The sequence below is a fragment of the Sphingobacterium rhinopitheci genome (genome assembly GCF_022627575.1).
GTDB classification, from domain to species: domain Bacteria; phylum Bacteroidota; class Bacteroidia; order Sphingobacteriales; family Sphingobacteriaceae; genus Sphingobacterium; species Sphingobacterium rhinopitheci.
Window position 1 is genome coordinate 627658 of sequence record NZ_JADEYQ010000001.1, and the last position, 24343, is coordinate 652000.

Sequence of the window (24343 nt, forward strand, 5' to 3'; positions counted from 1 at the left end):
ATTAGTTTGTCCAAATAAATTTCATTTTCCCTTCCTTCATAGAATTATTAATCACCGCGATCTCTAATTCTAAAATTGACTTCAATGCCATATAATTAATCTTATCCGCATCATCTCCTATTTTGTGGTAATCATCATGCCCTCCAGTATGGAAAAATAAAACAGGAATATCCTTTTTATAGAATGACGTTTGATCGGAACCGCCATTCCCATCTTTACTGAGGTTGAATTTGATATCAGAGGTAATATCTTTAAATATAATGGGAAAACTAGGACTAGTACCATAACCAATAATTGCTAAACCATTGTCCTTGTTATAGCGACCTATCATATCCATATTCAACATCCAATCGATCGTAGATAAGGGAATAGTTGGATGATTAGTCCAATATTTTGACCCTAATAATCCCAACTCTTCCGCACTAAAAGCAATAAATAAAAAATTATAATTTTCTACAATACCATTAGTAGCATACACACGAGCCAGCTCAAGCAATCCTGCTACACCAGAGGCGTTATCATCTGCACCATTATGAATGTGCCCTATATTGGTTATTGTATCTCTAGAGCCACCAAAATCACCTAATCCTAAGTGATCATAATGAGCACCTATTACAATAGTGTATGGAGCTCCATTGTCAATAAAACCTATGATATTTTGTGCTGTACGAATACTATCTAGTACTGGAACACGGCTAACTTTAGCTTCAAATTGTTGTCGATATCCGATTTCGCCTTTTGGAACAAGTTTATATTTTTTAAAATAGCTTTCAATATAATCAGCCGCCTTTTCAAGTTCGGCGCTACCAGTAGCTCTTCCTTTCATTTTATCATCTGCAAGGTGATAAATATGCTTTTTTAGATTTTTTATTTCTATTTGCTGTGCAAAAGAAGGTGCAATGATAAAAAGCAAATAAAACAGAAAAAATAGGTTTCTCATTGTTTATAACTATTAGTTGAATTCAAATTTAATATTAAAAAATAAGAGCGAGAATAATTTCTCGCTCTTATTTTTTAATATTAATCTTCTCTAATTTCGTCGTGTAAATTATTACTTTCCTGGTGCTCTTCTTTGAAGTATCTTTTTTGAAAAATCAATATAAGCGCAACTCCTACAGATATGGCTGAATCAGCAACATTGAATACAGGTCGGAAGAACAGGAAATGTTCACTCCCCCATATCGGAAACCATGAAGGAAAATGACCTTCTATCAATGGAAAATATAACATATCAACTACGTAGCCATGCAAAAATGTTGCATATCCTTGCGCTGGAAATAAAGTAGCCTTTTCAAAGTATGTACTTTCACTGAAGATCATTCCATAAAAAGCAGAATCTAATATATTACCTAATGCGCCAGCAAAGATCAATGCTACATTGAGAATAAAACCTCTATTGTATTTGTTTTTGATCATATAATGTAGACCATAACCAATACCACATACAGCGATAATTCTAAATACACTTAAGAATAATTTACCATATTCACCACCAAATTCCATCCCATACGCCATCCCTGGATTTTCGATAAAATGAATAAGAACCTTATTCCCTATCACATTGAAACTTTCGCCGATAGTCATATTCAATTTGACCCATATCTTAGAGATTTGGTCTATAAGCAATATAATCACAATTAATGTAATAGGCTTTGTATATCCTTTCATAATGATTTCATAAAATAGCCTTTACAACATATATTGCAAAGGCTACTAAACTATTTTAAATAATTTTTAATATTGTTTATTTTTTGCCTCTATACTCAATGTAGTATGTGGCACAGCTTTAAGACGTTCTTTTTGAATTAACTTACCTGTCTCACGACAAACACCATAAGTTTTATTTTCAATACGTACCAAAGCAGCCTCTAGATTGTCAATAAATTTCTTTTGACGTGCTGCCAATTGATTTGTTTGCTCTTTCTCCAAAGTTGCAGAACCATCCTCTAATGTTTTGTATGTACCCGCAGTATCATCCGTTCCATTAGCATTGCTGTTACTTAGTGTTCTTGTTAGCGCACCTAATTCTTCTTTAGCAATAGCAATTTTATCGAGTATGATAGTTTTGAATTCTTGTAATTCGGCATCACTATAACGTGTTTTTTCTGTGTTTTCTCCCATAATTAATTTTTTACAATTAATACTTTAAGTTTAATATCATTGATTTCGATAATGTCATCTGCAATCAATGTGTTAGTAAATTCAAATGAATCAGCTAATATTTCTGCGCAAATATAAGATAAATTATTGTTTGCAGCTTCTTCAATTTCATTATTTTCAGTCAGTTGTACTTTAATACGATCTGTTACTTCAAAACCCTTTTCTTTTCTTAAGTTTTGAAGACGATTTATCAACTCACGTGCTATACCTTCTTTCTTTAACTCCGCTGTAATCTGTACATCTAATGCTACAGTAAGGTTAGCCAAGTTAGCCACTTGCCATCCAGCTACATCCTCCGCAATAATCTCTACATCTTCAAGCCCAATCGTATAAGGCGTACCTTCTAAAGCTAAAGCGCCTTCTTTTTCTAAAATAGAAATATGCTCCGCTCCTAACGCTTGAATAGCAGTACTTACCAATTTCATGTCTTTACCTACTTTAGCTCCTAAAGCTTTGAAGTTAGGTTTTATTTTCTTCTTGATTATACCTGCAGTATCGGTGATGAACTCAATTTCTTTGATGTTCGTCTCTGACAAGATTAAATCCTTTACCTTTTCTACTTTCTCTTGGAATGCAGAATCTAGTACAGGAACCAATATTTTACTTAATGGCTGACGTACATTGATACTTACTTTCTTACGTAGGGACAATGTCAATGAAGAAATATCTTGCGCCAATGCCATTCTTTCTTCTAAGGCTTTGTCTACTAAATCTTCCTTGTACGTAGGGAAATCTGCTAAGTGAACAGATTCAAAACTTTCTTTATTAGATACTGTATTCAAATCTAAATACAATTGATCAGCAAAGAATGGAGATACTGGCGACATCAATTTTGCGATGGTATCCAAACATGTATATAATGTTTGATACGCTGATATTTTATCTTCAGTATACTCGCCTTTCCAGAAACGACGACGACATAAACGTACATACCAGTTACTCAAATGCTCATCCACAAAATTTTGAATAGCACGAGCAGCTTTTGTAGGTTCGTAATCGGCATAGAAAGCATCTACTTCTTTTGTCAAGCTATTCAACAAAGAAATAATCCATCTATCGATTTCTGGACGACTCTCGATTGCGATCTCTGCTTCCGAATAATTGAAGTTGTCAATATTGGCATATAATGCAAAGAATGCATATGTATTATACAAGGTACCAAAAAATTTGCGACGAACCTCATCTAATCCTTCTTCGTTGAATTTTAAATTGTCCCACGGAGAAGCATTACTGATCATATACCAACGTGTAGCATCTGCAGAGTACTTTTCTATCGTGGCAAATGGATCAACACCATTACCTAGGCGTTTAGACATTTTGTTACCATTCTTGTCTAATACCAATCCGTTAGATACGACATTCTTGAAAGCTACCGAACCCCGAACCATCGTGGAGATAGCGTGCAATGTAAAGAACCAACCACGCGTTTGATCTACTCCTTCGGCGATAAAGTCTGCCGGGAATGCAGCATCAAAACCTTCTTTGAAAGGTAGTGGATCTCCCGCTGCCATCTTATCATAGTCTAGCCCCCACTGCGCATAAGGCATTGCACCAGAATCAAACCAAACGTCAATTAGATCTGGCTCGCGGAACAATTTCTGCCCCGTCTCGGATACCAATACGATATGATCTACATATGGACGATGCAAGTCTAATTTGTCAGTACCGAATTTCTCTAGATATTCTTTATTTAAAGCTTTTTCTTCATTTGACAACTGATCAGATACCAAAGAAGCTTCTAATAGAGATTTCAACTCAGACATCGAACCTATACAAATCTCCTCTGCCTGATCTTCGGAGCGCCAAATAGGAAGTGGCGTACCCCAATATCTAGAACGAGAAAGGTTCCAGTCCACTAAATTCTCCAACCAATTACCAAAACGACCCGAACCTGTGGATTCAGGTTTCCAGTTGATTGTTTTATTCAATTCTACCAACTGCTCTTTTACAGCAGTAGATTTGATAAACCAGCTATCCAATGGATAGTATAATACCGGCTTATCTGTACGCCAACAGTGAGGATACGTGTGTTCGTATTTCTTCACATCAAAGGCTTTGTTATCTTCTTTCAGCTTGATAGCGATCAATACATCCGTAGGACGGAATTCATTATCAGCACGCTCTTCAGCAGAATAGTATTCTTCTTTTACAAAACGACCAGAAAAATCAATTACCTCTTTCACAAAACGACCTGTACGATCTACTGTAGGCACATCTTTACCATTTTCGTCTTTTACCATGATCGCAGGTACACCAGCATCCTTGGCTACTCTAAAGTCATCAGCACCATATGTAGGCGCTATATGCACGATACCAGTACCATCTTCCGTAGTCACAAAATCCCCAGGAATCAGGCGGAAAGCTTTTTCCAATAACTCTTCAGAAGTGATATAAGGCATTAATTGGTGGTAGCGTAAACCTACTAATGCTTCACCTTTAAATTCAGCTACTTGTTTCCAAGGAACAATCTTATCCCCTACTTTAAAATCTTCAAATGAAGCATCTTGACCTTCAGCTTTAAAGTGTTTGGCGATTAAGTTTTTTGCCAATACAACAGATACAGGGGCACCTGTATACTGATTGAAAGTTTTTATTTTTACGTAATCAATCTTTGGTCCTACCGCCAATGCAGAGTTGCTCGGCAATGTCCACGGCGTAGTTGTCCATGCGATAAAAGCAACATCCTCATCTGCAGATTCTACTAAAGAATCCAGCAAAGGATGAGATTGTGTTTTATCCAAACGAAACTGAGCTACGATAGTAGTATCTTTTACATCTTTGTACGTACCGGGTTGATTCAATTCATGAGAGCTCAAGCCTGTACCTGCAGCAGGTGAATACGGTTGAATAGTGTATCCTTTATACAAAAGGCCTTTTTTATAAAGGTCTTTCAATAAGAACCACAATGTTTCGATATATTCATTTTGATAGGTAATATATGGGTTTTCTAAGTCTACCCAATAGCCCATCTTCTCTGTCAAGTCATTCCACACATCCGTGTATTTCATAACCTCTTTACGACAGGCATCATTGTATTCTTCTACCGTTATTTTGACACCGATATCCTCTTTGGTAATGCCCATAGATTTTTCTACAGCCAATTCAATAGGAAGACCATGCGTATCCCAACCACCTTTACGTTTCACTTGATAGCCTTTCAAGGTTTTATAACGACAGAAAATATCCTTAATCGCTCGAGCCATCACGTGGTGAATCCCAGGCATACCATTTGCTGAAGGAGGTCCTTCGTAAAATGTATATGGCTTGCTCGCAGGACGGTTTGAAATACTTTTCTCAAAGATGTTGTCTGCACCCCACCGTTTTAATACTTCTTTGCCGATTTCCGGTAAATTTAACTGCTTATATTCCTTGTACATCGCGTATTTTTATCTATTTTTAAAGGTCGCTAATTTAACCAATAATCCTCAAAAAAGGAAGCTCTAAATTTCACAATGACAAAACACAGATTTTACACAATAAATTCAATATTATTTCCCCTTTTCTAGGCAAAAGGAAAATATATAATATAACTACAAAAAATACACATAAAAACCTGACAAACAATATCCATAATATTTCTAAGGGCAGTATTTATATTTTAAAGAAATAAACCTATACATTGATGAATTCCTATCAAACAAACAAATTCCATTAAGTATTATCCTTTCACATGTAATTACATAAGAAAAGCCTGCAGAAAAAAAACTTATCAAGACAAAGTAGTCATAAAGCTTCAAATCGGTTGTAATTTTGTCCAAACGATGGTAAGCACCTCATCTTGAAATGCTACTTTTAAGTTAAAAATCAAAGAGGAGATAATTGAATTATCTCCTCTTTGATTTTTATAAAACTTGTATCACAATATCACTTGGATGCTCCTTGTCAAAATATAGACGGTGTTTATTTTTAATAAAATCAGTTGATTTAGCCTGAAAAACATCTATAAATTGATTAGGATTCTGCTCTACCAATGGGAACCATGAATGTTGAACCTGTACCATCAGACGATGTCCTTTCTTGAAGGTATGCGCTACATCTGGCAACACAACAGATACAGGGGTTATCGTATTGGGCGTAAAAGGTTCTGGCTTGGAAAAACTATTTCTAAATCTCCCGCGCAACACTTCACCACGAACCAACATTTGATACCCCGGCATCACCACCTTATCATTGACGGCAGATACAGCAGTTGAACTATCCGGATATACATCAATCACTTTCACCACAAAATCAGCATCCGAACCACTCATGCTAATATGTAGATTGGCTGTAATAGGCCCCGTGAGTATTAAGTCCTCTTCTAAGGGCTCCGTTTCAAATACCAACACATCAGGGCGATTGGCTACAAAACGTTGATCTGCGATCATATATTCGCGTGTACGTTCCGTTATAATACCTTCTTGGAAAGGTACCGGATTATTAGGGTCACTTTCATAATCCACAAATGCTTCTTTTGCTAAAGGAGCTGTAGTTGTTAATCTATTATTAGTATTGAAATAGTATTTCTTTGCTGTAGATTCCTTAGGTGGCCATTGATCAAAAGAATACCATTTATTTGCTCCCGTCACATAGACATTGGCTTCAGCAGGTTTAAAAGAACCTTTGCCTTTTAAGTAAAAATCGAAAAATGGAAGCTCAAATTTTTCTTGATAATACAGACTCGTTTTTTCGCCAAAACGTATATCCCCAAATGAACTACCATCCGATCGCACCCAGCCCCCGTGATACCAAGGACCTACCACGAGTATATTGTTATTATTTTTATTTTGTTTTTCGATTTGACGGTAAGTCTCAAAAGTACCATATACATCTTCAGCATCAAAAGTTCCTCCTACTATCATCACAGCAGGCTTCACTTGATCGAGATGATGTGTTATATTTCTATTATACCAAAAAGTATCCAATGTTTGATGTTTCTGCAAATCATTCCAAAATTTCACCGTATGTCCAAGATAATTTTTCTTAAGATCACCTATATTTTTATTGTTTAAGAAAAATTTATAATAATCTTTCCCTTCCAAAGAAAATCCTTTTGGGCCTTTGGTATTGTCTACAGGATGTGATCTAGCTGCATCAAATGTATACATAAAACGAAAAGCATCGAATAATAATAACGCACCTCCATGACGAAAATCATCTCCCACAAACCAATCTGTTACTGGCGCTTGTGGAGATACGGCTTTCAATGCAGGATGTGAACCTACTAAAGCTGCAGAAGCATAAAAACCAGGGTATGAGATTCCATACATCCCTACTTTATTATTATTATTCTTTACATTTTTGACTAACCAATCAATCGTATCATAGGTATCGGTACTTTCATCGATACCTTTTTTGTCTGTTGGGGATTTCGTAGGTCTCACATTTTCAAAAACTCCTTCGCTCATCCACTTACCACGTACGTCTTGGTATACAAAAATATACCCTTCTTTGGCCATCTCCTTAAAATTACCAAGGGAACTTTTATAGTTATCTTCACCATACGGCGCCACTGCATAGGGGGTTCTATTCAACAATATTGGATAACTTCGAGAAATATCTTTTGGAGTATAAATGGCAGTAAATAGTTTTATCCCATCTCGCATTGGGATATTTACTTCAATCTTATTATAATTTGCTTTAATATAATTCTCATCTATTTCTTGCGCAGTAATAGTACATAAAATAAGAAATGAAAAAATTAGGGTAACTATTCTTTTATGCATAAAAAAGGTAAATAGGTTTAATGAATTATAAATATATAAGTATTTATGCAATAACGACCTAAGCAATAACTATGTAAAACAAAAAAAAGAGGCTTAGAGCCTCTTTTTAATATAATGTTTAAAAAATTACTTAGCTAGTTCTTCAGCCATTGCCTTTCCAATTTCTGCTGGAGATTCAACAACACGAATACCACACTCACGCATGATAGCCATTTTTGCAGCTGCTGTATCTTCAGCACCACCTACGATAGCTCCAGCGTGGCCCATACGGCGTCCCGGAGGCGCTGTTTGACCTGCGATAAAACCAACAACTGGTTTAGTACCATTTTCTTTAATCCAACGTGCCGCTTCGGCTTCCATACCACCACCGATTTCACCGATCATGATAATACCTTCCGTTTCAGGGTCATTCATTAATAATTCAACAGCCTCTTTCGTAGTTGTTCCAATGATAGGGTCACCACCAATACCAATAGCCGTAGAAATTCCTAATCCTGCTTTCACTGTTTGATCTACAGCTTCATAAGTCAATGTACCTGATTTAGAAACAACACCTACTTTACCAGTTTTGAAGATAAATCCTGGCATAATACCAATTTTAGCTTCTTCTGCTGTAATAATACCTGGACAGTTAGGGCCGATCAAACGAGAATCCTTATCGCTCAAGTAAGATTTTACTTGAATCATATCTTTAGTTGGAATACCTTCCGTAATACATACAATCAAAGCAATACCCGCAGCAGCAGCTTCCATAATAGCATCAGCAGCAAATGCTGGTGGTACGAAAATGATAGATACATTTGCGCCTGTAGTATTAACGGCATCTTGCACTGTATTGAATACAGGACGGTCTAAGTGAGATTGACCACCTTTTCCTGGAGTTACTCCACCAACAACTTGAGTTCCATACTCAATCATTTGAGAAGCATGGTAAGTACCTTCTGTTCCAGTGAATCCTTGGACGATAACTTTTGAATCTTTATTTACTAATACGCTCATTGTTCTTATTTTTTGCAGAGCAAATCTACCATTTTGTTATGACTTACAGAAAAAAAGCTTACTCTATTCGGACTTTTTTTTATTAAAAGCGCGTTTTACGTACTATGTCCCACAAAACAATTCCGATTGTAACTGATACATTAAAAGAATGTTTGGTACCAAATTGAGGAATTTCAATACAGCCATTTACTAAGGACATCACTTCTTCGTCTACGCCGTGAACTTCATTACCAAATACAAGGGCGATTTTTTCATTCGGTAGAGCAGTAAAATCATTTAAAAATATAGCACCCTCCGCTTGTTCTACAGCGTATACTTTATAGCCCTCTTGTTTCAATAATTTAACAGCCTCCGTATTATCTTTTACATGCACCCATTCGACAGACTGAGTAGCTCCTAGGGCTGTTTTTTCAATTTCACGGTGTGGAGGAGTAGCAGTTATACCACACAAAACAATTTTTTCTATAGCAAATCCATCCGCTGTACGAAAAGCAGAACCCACATTGTGCATACTACGCACATTGTCTAATACTAATACTATAGGTGTTTTTTGCTGAGCTTTAAAAGAATCTACGTCTACGCGATTCAATTGATCCATGGATAATTTTTGCATGCACAAAATTAAAGATTAAAAGGAGAATAAGAAAATGAACTGTTTTTCGTATATTTGCAGGCAAGGATATAAATTTAATGGTTTAACAAAATAATATTCAAAATAGATTTTGAATATTAAATAAAACTATTTATTTTTGCAGTCCGAATTTAGTATAAAAAAATATAAAATATAGCTAAGAGAAATGGCAAATCATAAATCAGCGATTAAAAGAATTAGAGCTAACGCTGCGAAGCGTTTAAGAAACCGTTACCAAGCAAAAACTACGCGTAACGCAATCAAGAAATTACGTAACACTACAGATGCTACAGAAGCTAAAGCATTGTTACCAACTGTTGTTTCTATGCTAGATCGTTTAGCTAAGAAAAACGTTATTCACAAGAAAAAAGCATCTAACAACAAATCTAAATTGACTAAATTTGTTAACAAATTAGGTTAATTAGACTGTTTGATTAAAATATAAAGGGATACCTAGCTGTATCCCTTTTCTTGTTTTTAAATTTTAATCAAAAAAAAACTCGAATTTAATTCGAGTTTTTTTGGTTTATTACCTTCTCAATGATCGTATTAAGAACTTGTGGTTTATCTTTATACTTCTCTAAATCATACAATTCGACTTTTCTAAAATCTATTGGATGACTTTCAGATTGTAAATAAATATATCCGCTAGTCAATGCTTGACCATCATTTTTATATTTTGGATCATAGTTTTCGACATTCCCACCACCTATTTGAGGCTTAGCATATTGCAATACTACTTCGCCATCCAATACATGCTTGATAACAGAATCGCCTAAAACAACAAAATCAGCTGTTACCCATTGATCACCATGATAAGTCTTAGATGTAGAGTTAACACAATGTGGTGTAAAAAATTCATCTTTATATACTACATTGGTCCCTGGAGTACATAGATTAGATGTAGTTCTAATTGAAGTTGCTGTATTATCACCGCCTAATAATTGACCTTCTATTGAAATAGGAAAATCTTGATTTTTCAACATCGTTGATGGCTTTTGTCCATGAAGCATAGCCCCACTATTGCGCCAAGCCCAGCCTTCACCGCCTTTAGATTGATCACCAACAAAACGATATTCTACTCTCAATATATAATAACCATAAGGCTTATTATAAGCTAAGTGGCCATATTGCTGATCAAAATCGTCATATTGATCATATCTGACTTTCAGTAATCCATCCTCTACGCGGAAAGTATTACCAAAATTTTCTCCTACTTCATGTAATCTTATTTTTGGTGTCCAATTATTAATGTCTTTACCATTAAATAATTGGATAGGTTTTGGAATAGGATCTTTACGCGTAGTTTGATTACTTAATCCACAAGCTAATAATGTAGTACTTGCAATCAATAAGGTTAAGGTTGATTTGATTTTCATTTTAAATTTATAAAAGCGTATGCTGGTGTTTTACGTAATCGCTAGGTCTGACACCAATTACTTTGTTAAAGGTATTACTAAAAGTAGGTAAACTACTATATCCAACTTTCAAAGCGACTTCATTAACACTTAACTTTTCGTCCAATAACAATTTCAAGGCTGTCAACATTCTCAAAATTGTATAATACTGTATGAATGACATACTTAACTCTTTCTGAAACAACCTAGCAAGTGTACGCTCACTTACATCAAATTTTTGAGATAGGTTTTTAAAATTTACATTCTCAGAAATATTCTCTTCTAAAAAAGAAACAATACCTTTTAATTTAGGATGTTGTGGATAAGGTAAAGCCAAAGGCAATTCAGACTGCGAAAGTTCGGGCAATAAAAGTTTAAATGCTTTAGCTATAGAATACTTGGGCTCCTCTACTGGAAATATATTCCCATTCCAGCGATTCGTGAACATAATTAACTCTATAAGCAAATCATTCACAGGATAAATATTAATCTTATTAAAGAAATCCGTATCCGTTTCATACTCAGGAAAATAAAGATTCCTCATAATAACATGAGTTGAACTTGGATGAATACTGTGTTTTACGCCTGCTGGAATCCAAATATAGTGCCTTGCAGGTAAAAAGTATGACTTTGTAGAAGTCTTTAAAAATACAACCCCTCCCTCAGTATACAGAAATTGCCCCTTCTTATGAACGTGATCTCCTATATAACTGTCGCCCATCATGGCGTGATGACAATATATGCTATCTTCGAAAGCATCCACCTCTGTTACGTAATACTTATTTACATATTCCTTTTCCATATTGTACTATTTACATGCAAATTTCACCTTTTTTGATTACAATACCAAAAAGTAAGTGTTTAATCACTTTACAATCACCTGTAATTCAATCATTCTGACCAATTAATTAAAAAAACAAAATTTATATCCAACTGTACACCAGCCACTTACATTGCAATCAATTGTAATCTATATATGACGAAATATTTTTTATCCCTGATTATTAAACAGTTATCATTTTTTTGTGTTTTATTGATAATTTGATGTCTGTTTACGATAAAGTATGATTTTAAATTATATCTAATATTGCACAGTTAAAGTGACTAGTATTATATCACTGTTTAGATTAAATAGAATGGGTTACGAAAGAATTGGATTAGAAGCATTACGCGACAAAGTGATGACTGCACAAGAGGCTGCAGCCTTAATCAATAATGGAATGATTGTTGGCTCTAGTGGCTTTACTAGAGGCGGAGACACAAAAGTAGTTTTGAAGGCATTTGCACAACGTGCTAAAAATGAAGATCTAAAAATCACTTTAGTAACAGGTGCATCTTTAGGACATGACACAGATGCTGAATTGGCAGAAAGCGGAGCTTTAAAAAAGCGCTTACCCTTTCAAGTTGATACCGTATTACGAAAAAATATTAATACTGGCAATGTATTATTCATTGACCAACATTTAGGTGAAACAGCAGAACACATTTTAAATGGTGAGTTCAAAATTGATGTTGCTATTTTAGAAGTTACAGAAATATTAGAAGACGGTTCAATAATTCCAACTACTTCTGTAGGTAATAATGTTGATATAGCGAAAAGCGCAGATAAAATCATCTTAGAAATTAACACTTCTATTCCTACCGCGATTCGTGGTATACATGACATCTATAAAGTGGAGGATTACGGATCTCGCACAGCAATAAACATTACATCTTGCGACACCAAAATCGGCACAGAATATATCAAAATCGACCCTTCGAAAATTGCAGGTATCGTATTTCATGATATACAAGATATGGCTGGTGACATAGTACCTGCTGATGAAGCTACATCGGCTATCGCCAAGAATATTGTTACTTTCTTTGAAGAAGAAGTTGAAGCAGGTCGTTTGACAAAAGAATTAAAGCCATTACAATGTGGTATTGGCAAAGTAGCTAATGCTGTATTAGGCGGATTAGAGCATTCTAATTTTGAAAATTTAGTAATGTATTCTGAAGTATTACAGGATTCGACTTTTGATTTGATCGATTCAGGTAAGATGAACTTTGCTTCTGCATCATCGATGACCGTATCACAAGAATGTTATGACCGTGTAATCAACAATATCGAGAAATATAAAGACAAAATAGTATTGCGTCCACAAGCGATATCAAACTCTTGTGAAGTAATCCGTCGTCTAGGTATTATTGGTATCAATACATCAATTGAATGCGACATCTATGGTAATGTAAACTCTACACACGTATCTGGTACACACATGATGAATGGTATCGGTGGTTCAGGAGATTTCGCGCGTAATGCGTACATTTCTATTTTCGTAACTGCTTCGATTGCTAAAGGTGGTAATATTTCTTCAATCGTACCAATGGTATCCCATGTTGACCATACAGAGCACGATGTAGATATAATTGTAACAGAGCAAGGATTGGCAGATTTGAGAGGTTTAGCACCTCGCGAAAGAGCATTAGAGATTATCAAAAACTGTGTTCATCCAGATTACAAAGAAGAGTTATTATCTTATTTCGAAAGAGCATGTGAATTAAGAGGTGGCCAAACCCCACATATCTTAGAAGAAGCATTCTCTTGGCATACAAGATTAAAAGAGACTGGATCAATGAAAAAATAAGAATATTATTATTCCATCATAAAAAAGCTGTAGGTACTAATCTACGGCTTTTTTTATAGGCCACCTAATTGGTCACAAATGACTTCTTGTATTTACGCTTCCGTAAATATTGCTGGCCAGCACCTACCAACAATAAAATCACAATAGGACATACTACATTTACCATTTGCCACATCAATCTATCTTGTTTAACAAGGGCTTTATCTAACAATCGAAGCTTCACTTCTCTATTGCGTAGAGCAATTAATTGTTCATCGTTCATCAGATAATCAATAACATTTTCTAATAGAATTTTATTTGCATATTGCTTTTCTGTATAACGATCCCATCCCAATGGAAAAGGAGATTGATCTTTGGCATTTACCTGATTTATCAACCAATCACCATCAGCGATAACAAACATTTTTGCTGCTTTCGAAATGAGCGAAAGATCAACTGTTTCAAATATATTCTCAGGCGTAGGTCTATTTTCATACAAATAAGGGAATTTACCTGTCAAAAGTACAGCTATTGGATAAGGTTGGCTTTTAAATTTGGTAGGATCGGGGATTTCTTCTACCATTTGTAAAGAAATAGTGGAGGGAGTTTTTAATACTCTAGCGAATGGGGAGCTTGTTAATAATACTTCCTTTTGGATACCTTCACTAGCAATTGTATCAATAGTACCTACAAATTCGGATCTAATACCATCTAAGTTTCTGATGATAGGATGAGTAGAATTAGGCATTATAATAGGAAAAAAATACCATGGAGCTAACTCTATTTGAGCTTGTCCTCCTACATTTCCCATAGATAAAGGTATCTGTGAACAATTTAAATCAGCTATAATTTCATACTTTAGTCGCGCACCATATAAAAATAACTGATCATCAAGATTCAGTTCCCTACCGATCAGCGTTTGTGCCCCAGATTCACGTATATAATCCATCGAAGCATCTATTTGGTCTATCGCCCAAATAATTGAACCTCCATTACGGACATAGAAATCGATTTTATATTTATCGGATTCGGAGAATTTTTCCTGCGGTTTGGCAATGATGAGCACCTGAATTTTCTTTAAGTCCTCTAATTTAATAGAATCCAAGTTTAACCTCCCAACTTGGTTTGCAACAGCTAAGCTATGCATAGCATCATAAAGCTGTAAATCTGAAGCTTCACCATGCCCCTCTGTAAAGGCAATAAAAGGAGAGGTATTATTACTAGCCTTAGTAATAGCAGATACAAAAGCATATTCCAAATTTTGAATAGAATTATTCAAAATTTGATCTGGTGTTTGCCCTGTACGATTCTGCAAAAAATTAACATTTATCTCTTTGTCACCACGATTAATTATGGCATAGGGAAATATCAACTTTTGAGAGTAACCATCCGCTGACTTTACATTCAAATTAGTAGGAAAAAGACCTCGCTCTATCAATGCTGTCTTAAACTTTCCTTGCTCTTCTACAGAACCAGACGAAGGATCAATTAAATTCACATGAATTTTTCCCTTAGCATAAGATCTCAAGTCATTAGCCATATTAATAGACGCTTCCCTTAACCGCTTAAAACCACTAGGCAAATCCCCATCCAAAAATATGGTAATATAAATATCATCATCTAAAGAACTTACAATATCTTTAGAAGTACCAGTTAATGTAAAACGCTTGTCCTCAGAAAAATCAATACGATCTAAGTAACGGGTCACAAAATCTTGATTGATAAGGAGAATAACTGTTAGTGTCAGAAGATATAATGTAATTAACCTTTTTCGTACACTAAAAGAACGAGTTAAATGACCTATAGAAAAAATCAAAAATAAAATAACAACACTACAAAAATAAATACAATCTTTTGCCATTAACACCCCTCTACTAATCGCTAAATAATGTTCCTGTATTCCCAAATTCTTAATATAATATTCGAAGTCACCTAATGCCATAATCTGACTTGTAGCACCTATTCCGTAGAACATGAAAAAATTAACAAAGACCGCTAATAGAAAGGCGACAATTGGATTATTTACCAAAGAGGAACAAAATAAAGATATGGCCACAAAGCAACTCGCCAGAAATATTAAGCCTATATAGGAGCCTATAATAGTACCTATATCAATATTTCCGACAGGATAAGCTAATAAATAGATAGAAACACTATACAATAACGTAGGTACTATAGCTAGTATCACAATGGTCAAACCACCGAAAAACTTCCCTAGTACAATTTGTACCATACTCAACGGCCGACTTAATAGCAAATCATATGTACCATCCATCTTTTCACCAGCAATACTACGCATCATAATAGCGGGTATTAAAAAGATAAATAAATAAGGTGCTAAATTGAAGAATCCTTCCAAAGAGGCATATCCAGAATCAAGAATCGATGTATCAGGGAATACCCATAATACTAATCCTGCAATTAATAAAAAAAAAGCTATAGCCAAATAGCCAATTAATGAATTGAAATAACTTAATACTTCCTTTTTATATATACTAAACAATTTTTTAGGTACAATTAGATTACACTCTAAAATAGGAAAATATAAAACAGCATACAATAGCATAAAGCTTTATATGTCAATAAATTAATTGTAACCTAAAAATTATAATGTGATTGGCACTAAAAATATAGTAAGAAATCGCTATATGATAAAGATCTATACTTACTATTTAAGAACGCGTAAGTTGAACAAAAATATCTTCTGTTGTTAATCCTGCATACTTATAACTTTGTTCATTTTTCAGAAAATAGTCTTTTAGATGTCCTTTACTAATAATAATCACTTCGTCACAGATTGCATCCACTTCTTGCATAATATGCGTAGACAGCAAAACTGTCTTATCCATAGCCAAAGTTTTAATAAGATTTCTTATTTCTAAAATTTGATTTGGATCTAATCCAGATGTGGGTTCATCAAGAATAAGTACTTCAGGATTATGGATTATGGCCATCGCTAATCCTACGCGCTGCTTATATCCTTTGGACAATTGGCCTACTTTCTTATGTTGCTCCTCCATCAGCCCCGTCCTATGGATAACTTCATTTATACGATTATTTTTATCCTTTATAGCATGTACATCGGCTTCATAGCTTAATATTTCACGCACATACATATCTAGGTATAAGGGATTATTTTCTGGGAGATAACCGATTTTACTTTTCATCAATAAAGGATCTTTTTTGATATCCAAACCATTAATAAAAATATCCCCTTCATCTGCTGCCAAGATACCTGTAACAATTTTCATCATCGTAGATTTCCCTGCGCCATTAGGTCCCAGAAAACCTATAATATGGTTAGAGCCAGTCTTAAAAGTTATATGATCTAATGCTTTTTGCGAAGCATACATTTTAGTAAGATTTATAACTTCTATAGCCATAGTATTAGTTATTAATATAAGGTGAGGACAATTTTCTTTTTCGAATATAATAATCGAGTGCTTTTTTTGCTTCCAAAGGATAATCGGTACTTATTACATCTGCTCCCTTATCTATAAAATCTGCGTATAGTTGATAACCATCAGCTTGTGCTTTCTTATCCAAATTGCCCAATGTCCCGACAATAGTTTTGATCCCATGGCTATGCAGTAGTACCACTAAATCATCATCCGGTAAACTTGTTCCCACAAAAGCGATAAGTCTATTATCAGGAATACCAAACTCTGTCAAACGTCTTAAATCTTTATCGGATTGGATCGATGCCGAAATTACCAACTCGGGATTAATACTGTATAAAGCTCTAGCTTGATTAGCGCTATAGGTTATAACGACAGCATAATGCTCCGCATTCGCTTTTTCTATTACATTAGAAAGCAAATTATAAGGTACATCTTTTTTTACATCCAAGGTATAAACAACCTTATTTTTACCCCATAATAATGCTTGTTGCAATGTAGGAATTTTATAATTTGTTACTTTTCCATAAGGGTCTTTAAGCTGGAGACGCTTCAGCTCTTCCCATGTATAATCACTCACTTTGCCGGTTCCTGTTGTGGTACGATCTAATGTTTCATCATGCATCAAAACCAATATAGAATCTTTACTCAATCGTATATCGCATTCTATAATTACGGGTAAATGATTGGCGACATTTTGAAAAGTTTCAATTGCGTTCTCGGGATATCCTTTACTCGCACCACCTCTATGTGCACTAATTAAAGGATATCTATTGTCATCAAATGTTAATAACTGATATAAATCTTCAACAGTATTTAATTTAAAATTACCATTCTGAAAAATATCTTTTTTTGACTTATTACTATTATTATTAGCGGTAGAAACATCGTTAAAACAACCAACTATTCCTACTATAAAGGAAATACCGATAACTAAAAAAACATACTGAGGGATCTTTCTATACATCTTAATATGCTTTAATTATATTGACAATCTGCTCAAGCGGTGTATTTATTTGTTCTACTTTTATATGCGCTTGACTATAATATGGTTCACGCTCTACTAATTTGGATTCTATAAAAGAAAGCAACTCCTCACCTGTCAAACCTTTGAGAACAGGTCTTTTATTGACATCAGATTGACTCAATCGAGACCATAGCGACTTGGGTGTATGATACAGGTACAAAGCTAATCCATTAGCTTTAATCCATTCCATATTATCATAATAACATGGCGTACCTCCACCGGTTGAAATAATTGCTTTTTTAGTAGCTTGTTTTTTCAAAAATTCATTTTCTAATCTTCGAAAACTATCCTCGCCATGCGCTTCGAAATATTCAGGAATAGTCATTCCTATATAGTTGACGATCTCATGATCCAAATCAATAAAAGGCAATTGTAACGCAGCAGCTATTTTTTTTCCCCAGGTCGTCTTACCACTCCCCATAAAGCCGATCAAGAATACAGGTTTATCCATAATTATTTATTAAGATAAGTATTTATTAGGTTTTCTTTATCTGGGAAAGAAAGTTTTGACCATTTATTAATAATATTACCATTTTGAAGTAACATAATTCCAGGATTTGATCGTACCATACTCTTCAACGGTATAGCATCTACATAAAATATTTCGAAAACTAAATCCAATTGCTCGCTGATATATTTTACATCGTCAGCAGAACTAGCTGTTAACAAAACAGCTCTAATATTATTTTCCGTACCTATATCATGTATAGTTTGATTCATTTTATCTAAAGCAAGAAGATCCACAGGGCTCATTTTTGTAACATCAACACTCGTTACCACAAAATTGTAATAAGGATTAGTAATTATTTCTTGCGTCACATCATTTCCATCTGCATCCGAAATTATAAGGTCAGAAATTGGCACTTGATAACCTTTTTTCAACAGTTTAGAGATGGGCTCCCCTACAATCTCCCAATTCTCATCTTCCCATATTTTTTGGTCCATGTACTCCTTATCTGTTACCTTTTGCTCCTCATTACTTTGCTTGTGTTTTAAAGTATATATAATTTCATATTCATCCATTTCAGCTCCTTCGGGCAGTTGCATTAATTGAGGAATATTAGCACCTACTTTGTAGGGTAAAAAATCTACAAAAGGAAGGAAACACATCGTGTAAATACCTATCCCAAAAGCAACAACAATGGTAAGAAAAGTAAATAAATTATTGGTAAAAGAACTCGCAATCAAGGGTTTAATTTTATCTCTCTTAATAAAGATAACCAATATAAATGCCAACAAAACTAAGTCTTTACCAAAAGATTCCCATGGTGTAAGTGGAATAGCATCACCAAAACAACCACAAGAAGTGACTACTTCAAAAAATGCAGAATAAAACGTTAAGAACGTAAAAAATATAATCAATAATAATAAGCCCCAAGCTACTTTACGTCCGGCAATACCTAATATTAATAAAACACCAAATATAATCTCTAATGCACAGATCGCTATAGCTATATAAGTACTGTAATCGTTTAAAAAGCTTGTCTTGAAAACATGAAAATATTCTTGCAGTTTAAAGCCAAATCCCATCGGATCATTAGCTTTAATCAAACCAGAAAAAATAAATAGAAGACCTACAAAAATTCTAGATATCCACAATAAAATCTCTGGACTATCTTTTTTCGTTTGCAATGGACTATAGAATGATGTCGTACTCATGATTAATTATTTTTTGAAGCGTAACCTAATTTTATTAAACAAAAAACAGCATAGTTAAGCATATCTTGATAATTGCCTACAAAGCCTTCAGAAGCAATTGTCTTACCACCATTGTCTTCCATTTGCTTTACACGATGCAACTTCATTAAGATCATATCTGTCATCGATGACACGCGCATATCACGCCAAGCTTCACCATAATCATGGTTTTTCGCAAACATCAAATCTCTGGTCTCATTAACCTTATTCGTATATTCAGTATCTACTATTGCTAGAGGTAAATTCTCTTCCCCATCTTCTCCCAAATCTAATTGCATCAATGCTATCACACAATAATTAACAATAGCTACAAACTCGTCTGCAATATCATCCCCTACTTTAGAAACTTTTTTTACTTCCAATGTACGGATACGCTTCGCTTTAATATATAGTTGATCTGTAATAGAACTCAAACGCATGATACGCCATGAGGTACCATAGTCCTTGGATTTCTTGATAAATAAATCTTTACAATATTTTATAACGGCATTATATTCTGTAGTAGTATCCATTTTTAGATATATTAAATAGAAAATTTCTTTCACAAATATAATCACAATTAGGCATTTGTTGTTAGTCACAAAAGCGTAGCTTTTTACTTTTTATCTAAAAAGTAGCTGCATTTCAGTTAATTTAGTATAAAATACTATATCCTATAAAATGATGAATTCATAGAAACAATAAATATTGTTTTAAATGTTATAAAATGCAAGAACAATCAATCCTAATATGTCCTTGATATATTATACCAGTAAGAATTCGAGATTATATAGTATATACTTAATAGTAGGTAAAGAATGAAATTGAATAAACCCGAAATAAGAGAAGTAAATATCATTAGATATATACAACCTTTCAGAGAAGGTGGCTCCCTTCCAGGTTTGGTAGATGCTGATGATGGATTTAGCTATGTCATCAAATTTAGAGGTGCAGGCCAAGGGAAAAAAGCACTAGTAGCAGAGTTGATAGGTGGTGAATTGGCCCGTATATTAGGGCTTCGCATGCCTGAGTTAGTATTTGCTAACTTAGATGGATCTTTTGCCCGCTTAGAACCAGACGAAGAGATTCAAGATTTACTCAAATTCTCCGTTGGTAAAAATTTAGGTGTTCATTTTTTAAATGGCGCTATAACATTTGATGCCAATGTAGACGATATTCAAGAAGTCGAAGCTTCCAAAATCGTATGGCTCGATGCCTTACTCATGAATGTCGATAGGACAGCTAGAAACACAAATATGCTTATTTGGCATAAAGAGCTATGGCTTATTGACCATGGTGCATCCTTGTATTTCCATCATTCATGGGATAATTGGCAAGAACAAATGGTTAAGCCTTTTGTACAAATAAAAGATCATGTCTTACTAAAAAAAGCTAGCCAAGTACGTGAAATAGATAGCTCGTATAAAGATAAGTTTAGCACAGAAAATATCCAGAACATATTGGATACAATTCCTGACGAATGGTTAATAGAAGAAGGGCGTGATTTAACAGCTAACGAAGTGCGGGAGGTATATCTTCAATTTTTAATAGGTAGAATAGCACATACCGAATTATTTATCCAACAGATTGAACATGAGCGAAAGAACTGTATATGAATATGCTGTAGTGAGGGCTGTACCTCGTGTAGAAAGAGAGGAATTTATTAATGTAGGAGTTGCATTATTCTGTCGTAAGCAACGTTATGCATGTTTAAAATTTCATATAGATGAAGCCAAATTAAGAATGCTTTATCAAGATGTTGATATTGATTCGTTAAAAGCGCATTTATTATCCTTTCAACGTATATGTAATGGCGATAAAACAGCAGGTAAAATTGCTAATTTAGAACAGGATGAACGTTTTCGTTGGCTTACAGCAAATCGCAGTACCATCATTCAATCTTCACCTACACACATAGGTATGTGTTTCTCGGCAGAAGAGATACATGAAGAATTATTTAATAAATTAATTCTATAATATTGGTCGTATTTATAGTACTTTTGAGTATATGCATCTAAGTGACAAAAACAGTTTTTACAACGATTTGTTTTTAAAACATCTTGAAGCCCAAGATATGCCTTCCAATAAGCGTATTGCTGATTGGGCTAGAAATATTCTATACCTACTATTTCCTGAAAGGAATACAACAGGTATAAAGAGTGTAACACAATTAGAAGAATCATTTCAGCTTTCCGAAGCCGAATTATATGAACTTTTATTAAAGACAAAAGCATGCTCTGAATGTAATAATGCCCTAATAGCGGATACTTTTTACAAAAGAATACCAGAATTGTATCGTATTATGCTTACGGATGCACAAGCAATAATGGATGGTGATCCTGCAGCGAACAGCATACGGGAAATAATTAGAACTTATCCTGGATTTACGGCAATATGCATATATCGCTTAGCCCATGAGTTATTTAATTTAGGGGTTCCCCTATTGCCTCGTATATTAACCGAATATGCACATTCAAAAACAGGTATAGATATACATCCTGGAGCACAAATAGACGAATATCTATATATAGATCACGGTACGGGTCTAGTCATCGGTGAAACCTGTATCATTGGCAAACATGTAAAATTATACCAAGGGGTAACATTAGGTGCCCTCAGTGTAGATAAAATATTAGCCGGAGTACAACGCCATCCAATTATAGAAGACCATGTAATAATCTATGCTGGAGCAACTATATTAGGTGGTAATACGACTGTAGGACATCATTCTATCATTGGAGGAAATGTATGGTTGACTTCCAGTGTGGAACCTTATACAACAGTCTATCATCAACCAAATTCAAAATTTATAGACACAAAGCCAATAAGCTAATGGGAAATATTATTGATTCAATAGGAAATACACCTTTGGTAGAAATAACAGCATTTCATACCAATCCAAAAGTTAAAATATTCGCTAAATTAGAAGGTAATAACCCTGGTGGATCCGTCAAAGACAGACCTGCATTGAACATGATACGCTCTGCTATTGAGCGTCATGAAATAAAAAAGGGTGATAAATTAATAGAAGCAACCTCAGGAAATACAGGTATTGCACTAGCAATGATTGCGTCAGCGTATGATGTAGAATTAGAACTAGTAATGCCAGCTTCGTCGACCCGTGAGCGCGTATTGACCATGGAAGCCTTTGGTGCACAAGTGACACTATTGGAAAGTATGGAAGCATGCCGCGATTATGCAGAGGAGAAAGCTGCTAAAGGAGAAGTGTTTATCTTAAATCAATTTTCTAATCCTGACAATTACGAATCCCATATAAAGACTACAGGTCCCGAAATATGGAACGATACTGAAGGTAAAATAACACATTTCGTAAGTGCAATGGGGACCACTGGTACTATTATGGGTAATTCCATATATCTAAAATCTAAGAATCCTAGCATTCAGATAATAGGTTGCCAACCAACAGAAGAATCTTCAATCCCCGGAATCAGAAGATGGCCAAAGGAATACTTACCAAAAATATTTGATCCATCCCGAGTAGATCGAGTTATAGATATTGCGCAAATAGACGCCGTAACAAAAACACGTGAGCTAGCAAAAAAAGAAGGAATATTCGTAGGGATGAGTACAGGAGGTGCCTTTCATGCTGCTTTGCAAGTAGCCAACGAAATAGAAGAAGGCATTATAGTATTTATAGCATGTGATAGAGGTGATCGCTATTTAAGCTCCGATTTATTTGGCTAAAATCATACAACAAAGGGTGCATTCCATTAGAAAATGCACCCTTTATTAAAATATATCAATGATAAGTATTATATTTTTTTAAATCTCATTACCGCAATATCTCCAATCAAAAGATTTAAGGTATCACCATTAGCACTAATACCGTTTACTTTAGCAAGAGTATTAAAAAATATTTGCTCAGCTTCCAAATTTGAACACATCATTTTTGTACTCATAATAGGACCTACATTAAAAGAATTGCCATTTAAAGTCATACTAGCATTAAAATTATTACATGATCCATTACCAGCTATTTTATTACCTTCTAGAAATGAAATAGTAGGTTTTTTCTCCGAATTAAATACTTTCTTATAGTCAATACCGGGATCAGATAGCAAATCCAATTGCCAAGAAGTCCCTACAATAGAAGAATCTATATATTTTTTCAATTTTACTAGAACAGTATTACCATCTTTAAGATAAAGGAAAGAACTATCCTCTTGAAAAGAATTAACCTTTGATAATATAGCTTTAAAACCGTCCTCTACAGACATATCCTCACAAAACATCATAGTAGAAATACCATTAGCAAACTTTATATTAGTATTAGTAACTGTCATAGCACCATGCAAAGTATTACAACCTGTAATAACAGTATAATTTTGGTCAGCCTTATCTAAAAGTAAATAAGGAGTTTTACCATTAACTTTATCTTTAATAGCCACGCCTTTTAATTCTACAATTTGCCATTTATTTTCAAATAGGCTAGAATTATTACTCATACTTTTTAAATCTTTTTTGGAAGCACAACTTGTTAATACCAATGTACAAACAATCATTACTAAATACTTAATATTCATATTACTAATTTAAATTTTGTCAATATAGATTAGACTATTTAAAGTGCGAAAAGTAAAACCCACATCGATAAAAAAGTCTATAAACGCAAAAAGCCTTAGATTTCTCTAAGGCTTCTGTTTAAAAAAAGGCACCGACCTACTCTCCCACCTGTTACGGCAATACCATCGGCTCGGGCGGGCTTAACTTCTCTGTTCGGAA

General features: G+C 34.5%; 22 protein-coding genes. 6 read left to right on the top strand and 16 right to left on the bottom strand.

Features of this window, described 5'->3' with window-relative positions:
- Window position 1 precedes the first annotated feature (1 nt).
- The 7 genes from IP023_RS02755 to IP023_RS02785 all read right to left on the bottom strand — a co-directional run bounded on the left by IP023_RS02755 (window position 2) and on the right by IP023_RS02785 (window position 9477).
- Window positions 2–940, bottom strand: a complete 939-nt coding sequence (locus IP023_RS02755) for a M28 family peptidase (RefSeq protein ID WP_241788715.1) — start codon at window positions 938–940, stop codon at window positions 2–4.
- An 80-nt stretch (window positions 941–1020) separates the two neighbouring features.
- Window positions 1021–1668 (bottom strand): lipoprotein signal peptidase, encoded by a 648-nt coding sequence (locus IP023_RS02760; RefSeq protein WP_241788716.1) that lies wholly within the window; start codon window positions 1666–1668, stop codon window positions 1021–1023.
- A 66-nt stretch (window positions 1669–1734) separates the two neighbouring features.
- Window positions 1735–2121, bottom strand: coding sequence for a TraR/DksA family transcriptional regulator (locus tag IP023_RS02765; RefSeq protein ID WP_241788717.1), 387 nt, complete (start codon window positions 2119–2121; stop codon window positions 1735–1737).
- Between the two features lie 2 nt (window positions 2122–2123).
- Window positions 2124–5537 carry an isoleucine--tRNA ligase gene (gene ileS, locus IP023_RS02770; protein ID WP_241788718.1) on the bottom strand — a complete coding sequence of 1138 codons (3414 nt, stop codon included), beginning with the start codon at window positions 5535–5537 and terminating at the stop codon, window positions 2124–2126.
- Between the two features lie 465 nt (window positions 5538–6002).
- The gene (locus tag IP023_RS02775; RefSeq protein ID WP_241788719.1) at window positions 6003–7865 is read right to left on the bottom strand and encodes a CocE/NonD family hydrolase; all 1863 of its coding nucleotides are present in this window, start codon (window positions 7863–7865) and stop codon (window positions 6003–6005) included.
- A gap of 126 nt (window positions 7866–7991) precedes the next feature.
- A complete protein-coding gene (sucD, locus tag IP023_RS02780; protein ID WP_241788720.1) occupies window positions 7992–8864 on the bottom strand; it encodes a succinate--CoA ligase subunit alpha in 873 nt (290 codons plus the stop codon).
- Between the two features lie 82 nt (window positions 8865–8946).
- Window positions 8947–9477: an RNA methyltransferase gene (locus IP023_RS02785; protein WP_241788721.1), complete on the bottom strand. Its 531-nt coding sequence runs from the start codon at window positions 9475–9477 to the stop codon at window positions 8947–8949.
- Between the two features lie 184 nt (window positions 9478–9661).
- Between IP023_RS02785 and rpsT the strand changes: the two genes are divergently transcribed.
- The gene (gene rpsT, locus IP023_RS02790; RefSeq protein ID WP_241788722.1) at window positions 9662–9916 is read left to right on the top strand and encodes a 30S ribosomal protein S20; all 255 of its coding nucleotides are present in this window, start codon (window positions 9662–9664) and stop codon (window positions 9914–9916) included.
- 85 nt (window positions 9917–10001) lie between these two features.
- On the opposite strand, the gene IP023_RS02795 is transcribed toward rpsT, so the two are convergent.
- The gene (locus IP023_RS02795; RefSeq protein ID WP_241788723.1) at window positions 10002–10874 is read right to left on the bottom strand and encodes a 3-keto-disaccharide hydrolase; all 873 of its coding nucleotides are present in this window, start codon (window positions 10872–10874) and stop codon (window positions 10002–10004) included.
- Window positions 10875–10881: 7 nt separating this feature from the next.
- Entirely contained in the window at window positions 10882–11694 is an 813-nt protein-coding gene (locus IP023_RS02800) for a helix-turn-helix transcriptional regulator (RefSeq protein ID WP_241788724.1), read from the bottom strand.
- A gap of 334 nt (window positions 11695–12028) precedes the next feature.
- Here IP023_RS02800 and IP023_RS02805 point away from each other — a divergent pair, with 334 nt between their 5' ends.
- On the top strand, window positions 12029–13519 hold the full coding sequence (locus IP023_RS02805; protein WP_241788725.1) for a succinate CoA transferase: 1491 nt from the start codon (window positions 12029–12031) through the stop codon (window positions 13517–13519).
- Window positions 13520–13583: 64 nt separating this feature from the next.
- On the opposite strand, the gene gldG is transcribed toward IP023_RS02805, so the two are convergent.
- The 6 genes from gldG to IP023_RS02835 form a co-directional block, all read right to left on the bottom strand.
- Entirely contained in the window at window positions 13584–16001 is a 2418-nt protein-coding gene (gene gldG, locus IP023_RS02810; RefSeq protein WP_241788726.1) for a gliding motility-associated ABC transporter substrate-binding protein GldG, read from the bottom strand.
- Window positions 16002–16170: 169 nt separating this feature from the next.
- On the bottom strand, window positions 16171–16881 hold the full coding sequence (locus tag IP023_RS02815) for an ATP-binding cassette domain-containing protein (RefSeq protein WP_241788727.1): 711 nt from the start codon (window positions 16879–16881) through the stop codon (window positions 16171–16173).
- 4 nt (window positions 16882–16885) lie between these two features.
- Window positions 16886–17863, bottom strand: coding sequence for a glycerophosphodiester phosphodiesterase family protein (locus IP023_RS02820; protein ID WP_241788728.1), 978 nt, complete (start codon window positions 17861–17863; stop codon window positions 16886–16888).
- Window position 17864: 1 nt separating this feature from the next.
- Entirely contained in the window at window positions 17865–18374 is a 510-nt protein-coding gene (locus tag IP023_RS02825; RefSeq protein WP_241788729.1) for a shikimate kinase, read from the bottom strand.
- Window positions 18375–18376: 2 nt separating this feature from the next.
- A complete protein-coding gene (locus tag IP023_RS02830) occupies window positions 18377–19582 on the bottom strand; it encodes a BT_3928 family protein (RefSeq protein WP_241788730.1) in 1206 nt (401 codons plus the stop codon).
- 2 nt (window positions 19583–19584) lie between these two features.
- Window positions 19585–20133, bottom strand: a complete 549-nt coding sequence (locus IP023_RS02835; protein ID WP_241788731.1) for a DUF1599 domain-containing protein — start codon at window positions 20131–20133, stop codon at window positions 19585–19587.
- A 285-nt stretch (window positions 20134–20418) separates the two neighbouring features.
- On the opposite strand from IP023_RS02835, the gene IP023_RS02840 reads away from it, so the two are divergent.
- From IP023_RS02840 to cysM, 4 genes are all read left to right on the top strand, one after another.
- Window positions 20419–21216, top strand: coding sequence for a HipA family kinase (locus IP023_RS02840; RefSeq protein WP_241788732.1), 798 nt, complete (start codon window positions 20419–20421; stop codon window positions 21214–21216).
- Window positions 21194–21577, top strand: coding sequence for a DUF3037 domain-containing protein (locus tag IP023_RS02845; protein WP_241788733.1), 384 nt, complete (start codon window positions 21194–21196; stop codon window positions 21575–21577). The genes IP023_RS02840 and IP023_RS02845 overlap by 23 nt, the downstream gene beginning before the upstream one ends.
- 97 nt (window positions 21578–21674) lie before the next feature.
- A complete protein-coding gene (locus IP023_RS02850; protein ID WP_241788734.1) occupies window positions 21675–22433 on the top strand; it encodes a serine O-acetyltransferase in 759 nt (252 codons plus the stop codon).
- Window positions 22433–23305, top strand: a complete 873-nt coding sequence (cysM, locus tag IP023_RS02855; RefSeq protein WP_241788735.1) for a cysteine synthase CysM — start codon at window positions 22433–22435, stop codon at window positions 23303–23305. The genes IP023_RS02850 and cysM overlap by 1 nt, the downstream gene beginning before the upstream one ends.
- A gap of 68 nt (window positions 23306–23373) precedes the next feature.
- Here cysM and IP023_RS02860 read toward each other — a convergent pair whose 3' ends face one another.
- Entirely contained in the window at window positions 23374–24144 is a 771-nt protein-coding gene (locus IP023_RS02860; RefSeq protein WP_241788736.1) for an META domain-containing protein, read from the bottom strand.
- Window positions 24145–24343 lie beyond the last annotated feature (199 nt).

Bases quoted from the DNA above. Each gene is read 5' to 3' on its own strand.
- IP023_RS02755 (WP_241788715.1), bottom strand. From the start codon at position 940: ATGAGAAACCTATTTTTTCTGTTTTATTTGCTTTTTATCATTGCACCT.
- IP023_RS02760 (WP_241788716.1), bottom strand. From the start codon at position 1,668: ATGAAAGGATATACAAAGCCTATTACATTAATTGTGATTATATTGCTT.
- IP023_RS02765 (WP_241788717.1), bottom strand. From the start codon at position 2,121: ATGGGAGAAAACACAGAAAAAACACGTTATAGTGATGCCGAATTACAA.
- ileS (WP_241788718.1), bottom strand. From the start codon at position 5,537: ATGTACAAGGAATATAAGCAGTTAAATTTACCGGAAATCGGCAAAGAA.
- IP023_RS02775 (WP_241788719.1), bottom strand. From the start codon at position 7,865: ATGCATAAAAGAATAGTTACCCTAATTTTTTCATTTCTTATTTTATGT.
- sucD (WP_241788720.1), bottom strand. From the start codon at position 8,864: ATGAGCGTATTAGTAAATAAAGATTCAAAAGTTATCGTCCAAGGATTC.
- IP023_RS02785 (WP_241788721.1), bottom strand. From the start codon at position 9,477: ATGCAAAAATTATCCATGGATCAATTGAATCGCGTAGACGTAGATTCT.
- rpsT (WP_241788722.1), top strand. From the start codon at position 9,662: ATGGCAAATCATAAATCAGCGATTAAAAGAATTAGAGCTAACGCTGCG.
- IP023_RS02795 (WP_241788723.1), bottom strand. From the start codon at position 10,874: ATGAAAATCAAATCAACCTTAACCTTATTGATTGCAAGTACTACATTA.
- IP023_RS02800 (WP_241788724.1), bottom strand. From the start codon at position 11,694: ATGGAAAAGGAATATGTAAATAAGTATTACGTAACAGAGGTGGATGCT.
- IP023_RS02805 (WP_241788725.1), top strand. From the start codon at position 12,029: ATGGGTTACGAAAGAATTGGATTAGAAGCATTACGCGACAAAGTGATG.
- IP023_RS02815 (WP_241788727.1), bottom strand. From the start codon at position 16,881: ATGGCTATAGAAGTTATAAATCTTACTAAAATGTATGCTTCGCAAAAA.
- IP023_RS02820 (WP_241788728.1), bottom strand. From the start codon at position 17,863: ATGTATAGAAAGATCCCTCAGTATGTTTTTTTAGTTATCGGTATTTCC.
- IP023_RS02825 (WP_241788729.1), bottom strand. From the start codon at position 18,374: ATGGATAAACCTGTATTCTTGATCGGCTTTATGGGGAGTGGTAAGACG.
- IP023_RS02830 (WP_241788730.1), bottom strand. From the start codon at position 19,582: ATGAGTACGACATCATTCTATAGTCCATTGCAAACGAAAAAAGATAGT.
- IP023_RS02835 (WP_241788731.1), bottom strand. From the start codon at position 20,133: ATGGATACTACTACAGAATATAATGCCGTTATAAAATATTGTAAAGAT.
- IP023_RS02840 (WP_241788732.1), top strand. From the start codon at position 20,419: ATGAAATTGAATAAACCCGAAATAAGAGAAGTAAATATCATTAGATAT.
- IP023_RS02845 (WP_241788733.1), top strand. From the start codon at position 21,194: ATGAGCGAAAGAACTGTATATGAATATGCTGTAGTGAGGGCTGTACCT.
- IP023_RS02850 (WP_241788734.1), top strand. From the start codon at position 21,675: ATGCCTTCCAATAAGCGTATTGCTGATTGGGCTAGAAATATTCTATAC.
- cysM (WP_241788735.1), top strand. From the start codon at position 22,433: ATGGGAAATATTATTGATTCAATAGGAAATACACCTTTGGTAGAAATA.
- IP023_RS02860 (WP_241788736.1), bottom strand. From the start codon at position 24,144: ATGAATATTAAGTATTTAGTAATGATTGTTTGTACATTGGTATTAACA.